The 4898-nt window shown below is 72.9% G+C and carries 1 pseudogene; it reads left to right on the top strand.

Annotated features, from left to right (window positions below):
* Window positions 1–14 precede the first annotated feature (14 nt).
* Window positions 15–4898: pseudogene (locus tag ACIQMV_RS39285) on the top strand (type I polyketide synthase); the annotation flags it as partial.

Genomic DNA, 4898 nt, shown 5'->3' with positions numbered 1-4898 from the left:
CGCTGATGGACCCGATGCTGGAGGAGTTCCGGGCCGTCGCGGAGACGCTCTCGTACGACGAGCCGCGGATCCCGGTCGTCTCCAACCTCACCGGCACGGTCGCCGTCGAGGGGCAGTTGACCGACCCGGACTACTGGGTGCGTCATGTCCGCGAGGCCGTGCGGTTCGCCGACGGCGTCCGCGCGCTCGCCGAGGCCGGCGCCGACGTCCTGCTCGAACTCGGCCCCGACGGTGTGCTCGCCGCCCTGGCCCAGCAGTCCGCCACCGCCGTCACCATCCCGTTCCTGCGCAAGGGCCGCCCCGAGGAGCACAGCGCCGTCACCGCGCTGGCCCGGCTGCACACGGCCGGCGTCACCGTCGACTGGACGGCGTTCCACGACGGCACCGGCGCCCGCACCGCCGAACTGCCCACCTACGCCTTCCAGCACGAGCGCTACTGGCCCAAGGCGACCGCGACCGCCGTCGACGCCTCCGGTCTCGGTCTGGCCTCGGCCGACCACCCGCTGCTCGGCGCCGCCATGTCGGTGGCCGGTTCCGACGAACTCCTGCTGACCGGCACCCTGTCGCTCGCCACCCACCCGTGGCTCGCCGACCACCGCGTCGGCGGCACGGTCTTCTTCCCCGGCACCGGCTTCCTGGAGCTGGCCGTCCGCGCAGCCGACCAGGCCGGTTGCGACCGGGTCGAGGAACTGACCATCGCCACACCGCTCGTGCTGCCCCCCACGGGCGCCGTGCAGATGCAGATCTCCGTCGGCGCCGCCGACGAGAACGGCCACCGCGAGCTACGCTTCTTCACCCGGCCCGGTGAGGACCAGGACGCGGAGTGGACCCAGCACGCCGCCGGCCGCGTCGGCTCCGGCGAGCACGTCATCGGCTTCGACACCACCGTGTGGCCGCCGCGTGACGCGGAGGCCGTCGACATCGAGGGGCTGTTCGACCGCTTGGCCGCCAACGGCTTGGACTACGGTCCGGTCTTCGGCGGACTGAGGGGCGTCTGGCGCCAGGACGACACGGTCTACGTCGAGGCCGAGCTGCCCGAATCGGTCGAGGACGCCGGTGCCTTCGGTCTGCACCCGGCGCTTCTGCACGCCGCCCTGCACGGCACCGTCTTCCTGTCCGACGACGGCGGTCTGCTGCCGTTCGCCTGGGAGGGCGTGTCCCTGCACGCGGACGGGGCGAGCACCTTGCGGGTGCGGATCGCCTCGTGCGGTGACGACGCGGTGCAGATCGCGGTGGTCGACCCGGCGGGTCAGCCGGTCGTCTCCGTGGAGTCGTTGACGCTGCGTGCCGCGGACGCGGAAGCCGGTGCCCAACCGCGCCGCGATGACGCCAACTCGCTGTTCCGCATCGACTGGACCCCGCGCACGGTCGCCGCCCCGGCCGCTCCCGCCACCTGGGCCGTGCTCGGTGATGACCCCTTCGGTCTGACGGCTGTGCTCGCCGCGGACTCCGAGGCGGTCGCGGGCGTGCATGCTCCGGCTGCGACGCTTGGTGAGTTGGCTGCCCGGAGCGGGGCCGTACCCGACATGGTCGCGGTGACGGTTCGTGGCGACGTTGATCAACGGCCCGAAGCCGCACACGAGTTGGTCCGTGAGGTGCTTGCTCTGGTGCAGGGGTGGCTGGCCGAGCCTGCCTTTGCCTCCTCCCGGCTGGTTCTGGTGACCCACAGCGCTGTCGCCGACGGCGAGCGCGGTCCGCTCGATCTGGCCGCTGCCCCCGTGTGGGGTCTGGTGCGCTCCGCCCAGTCCGAGAACCCGGGCCGGCTGCTGCTGGCCGATGTCGATGACACGGCTGACTCGCTGGCCCGACTGCCGCTGCTGGCAGGGCTGTTCGACGCGGAGGAGCCCCAGGCCGTCGTCCGTGAGGGCACGGTCCGTGTCGGTCGGCTCGCCCGGCTGGAGACCGGTGGCTCTCTCGCTCGGCCCCTGGAGCCCGAGGGCACCGTTCTGGTCACCGGTGGCACCGGTGGTCTTGCCTCCGAACTGGCCCGCCACCTGGTGGCCGAGCACGGCGTCAAGCACTTGCTGCTGACCAGCCGTCGCGGACTTGACGCCCCCGGTGCCGCCGACCTCGTCCAGGCGCTGGCCGGCCTGGGTGCCGAGGCCAGGGTCGCCGCGTGTGACGTCGCCGACCGTGACGCTCTCGCCGTGCTGCTCGCCTCCGTCCCGGCCGAGCACCCGCTGACCGCGGTGGTGCACACGGCGGGTGTCCTCGACGACGGCATCGTCGCCTCCCTCACCGCCGACCGCCTGGACACCGTGTTGCGGCCGAAGGTCGACGCCGCCTGGCATCTGCACGACCTCACCCGTGATCTCGACCTGGCCGCCTTCGTCCTGTACTCCTCGACCTCCGGCGTCTTCGGCAGCCCGGGGCAGGCCAACTACGCGGCGGGCAACACCTTCCTGGACGCCCTCGCCGCCCACCGCCAGGCCCTCGGCCTGCCCGCCACCTCCCTCGCCTGGGGTGCCTGGGAACAAGGCGTCGGCATGACCGGCCAGTTGAGTGGCCAGGACGCCCGCCGGATCAGTGACGCCGGTGGGATGCCGCTGCTGTCCGTCGAGCGGGGTCTGGCCCTGTACGACGCCGCCATGCTCGCCGGTGAGCCGCTCGTGGTGCCGCTCGGTCTGGGCGTCGGCGGCCCGCTGCCCGCCGGTGCCGGTGTCCCCGCGATCCTGCGCGGGCTGGTCCGTACCGGCGGTCGCCGGGCCCGGGCGGCCACCGCCGCGGTCGCCCGCGCCGGACTCGCCGAGCGTCTCGCCGTTCTGCCCGAGGAGCAGCGTCGGCCGTTCGTCGTCGACCTGGTGCGTGCCGAGGCAGCCGCGGTTCTGGGCCACGGTTCCGCCGACGCCGTGGACGCGCGCCGCGAGTTCCGCGGCCTCGGCTTCGACTCGCTCACCGCGATCGAGCTGCGCAACCGCCTCGGCAAGGCAACCGGTCTCACTCTGCCTGCCACGCTCGTCTTCGACTACCCGACGCCCGAGCGGCTCGCCGACCATCTCCTGGACGAACTGCTGGGCGCCGATGCCGTCGAGGTCTTCGCCGCCCCGGAAAGCGCCGCCGACGTGACGGACGATCCTGTCGTCATCGTCGGGATGGGCTGCCGCTTCCCGGGCGGTGTCCAGACGCCCGAGGACCTGTGGAACCTCCTCGGGTCCGGAACCGACGCCATCACCGGCTTCCCCGCCGACCGTGAGTGGGAGTCGTCGAGGCTCGTCAGCGGTGAGGCCGGCGGTGTGTCGGCAAAGGGCGGTTTCCTCAGCGACATCGCCGGCTTCGACGCCGGGTTCTTCGGGATCTCGCCGCGCGAGGCCCTCGCCATGGACCCGCAGCAGCGCATTCTGCTCGAAGTCACCTGGGAGGCCATCGAGCGCGCCGGTGTCGACCCGGCCACGCTGCGCGGCAGCCGCACCGGTGTCTTCATGGGCGTCAACGGCCAGGACTACGCCAGTCTGGTCATGGGGTCCCGCGACGACGTCGCGGGCCACGCCACCGCCGGTCTCGCGGTCAGCGTCGTCTCCGGTCGCCTCTCCTACGCACTGGGCCTCGAAGGCCCTGCCCTGTCCGTCGACACGGCCTGCTCCTCGTCGCTGGTGTCCCTGCATCTCGCCGCGCAGGCGCTGCGGTCGGGAGAGTGCGGCATGGCGCTGGTCGGTGGTGTCACCGTGATGACCACCCCGGCCAACTTCGCCGGGTTCTCCCGGATGGGCGGCCTCGCCCAGGACGGCCGCTGCAAGGCGTTCTCCGACTCCGCCGACGGCACCGGCTGGTCCGAGGGCGCGGCGGTGTTCGTGGTGGAGCGTCTCTCCGACGCCCGCCGCGCCGGACACCGGGTGCTGGCCGTCGTGCGTGGCTCCGCCGTCAACCAGGACGGCGCCTCCAACGGCCTGACCGCGCCCAACGGCCCTTCCCAGCAGCGGGTGATCCGACAGGCGCTGGCCAACGCGGCCCTGAACACGAGTGATGTCGACGCGGTCGAGGCCCATGGCACCGGCACCCCGCTCGGAGATCCGATCGAGGCGCAGGCGCTGCTCGCCACCTACGGCTCCGACCGTGACCCGCAGCAGCCGCTGCTGCTCGGTTCGGTGAAGTCCAACATCGGCCACACCCAGGCCGCGGCCGGTGCCGCCGGACTCGTCAAGATGGTCATGGCGCTGCGCAAGGGCATGCTCCCGCGCACCCTGCACGTCACCGAGCCGTCCTCGCACGTCGACTGGTCTCTGGGTGCCGTGCGGCTGCTCACCGAGGAGACCGCGTGGCCGGAGACGGGACGGGCGCGTCGGGCCGGTGTGTCGTCGTTCGGCATCAGCGGCACCAACGCCCACGTCATTCTTGAGGGCGCTCCCGATGAGCCGGTGCCCGTGCCGGCTGCCGACCGTCCGGTGCCCGGCGCGCTCGCCTGGCCCGTCTCGGCGAAGTCCGAGGCCGCGCTCGACGCCCAGGTGGAGCGGCTGCGGGAGTCCGCGAACGCGCTGCCCGCGCTCGACACCGCGTACACCCTGGCCACCGGTCGCTCCAGCTTCGAGCACCGGGCGGTCCTGCTCGCCGCCGACGGCGCCCTCACCGAGGTCGCCCGTGGCGTCGCCGAACCGCGCCGTACCGCCTTCCTGTTCTCCGGGCAGGGTGCCCAGCGCCTCGGCATGGGCCGTGAACTGCACGCACGCTTCCCGGTGTTCGCCGAAGCGTTCGACTCCGTCGCCACTCTCCTGGAGACCGGGAAGGGTGCATCCGTCCGCGACGTGATGTGGGGCACCGACGAAACCGCCCTGAACGCCACCGCGTTCACCCAGCCCGCGCTGTTCGCGGTCGAGGTCGCCCTCTACCGTCTGGTGGAGTCCTGGGGCGTCACCCCCGACTTCGTCGCCGGCCACTCCATCGGTGAGATCGCGGCCGCGCATGTC

Source organism: Streptomyces sp. NPDC091412 (genome assembly GCF_044756885.1).
GTDB lineage: Bacteria > Actinomycetota > Actinomycetes > Streptomycetales > Streptomycetaceae > Streptomyces.
The sequence above is the reverse complement of the archived record's forward strand: the minus strand, read 5'-3'. Positions and strand labels throughout refer to the sequence as shown.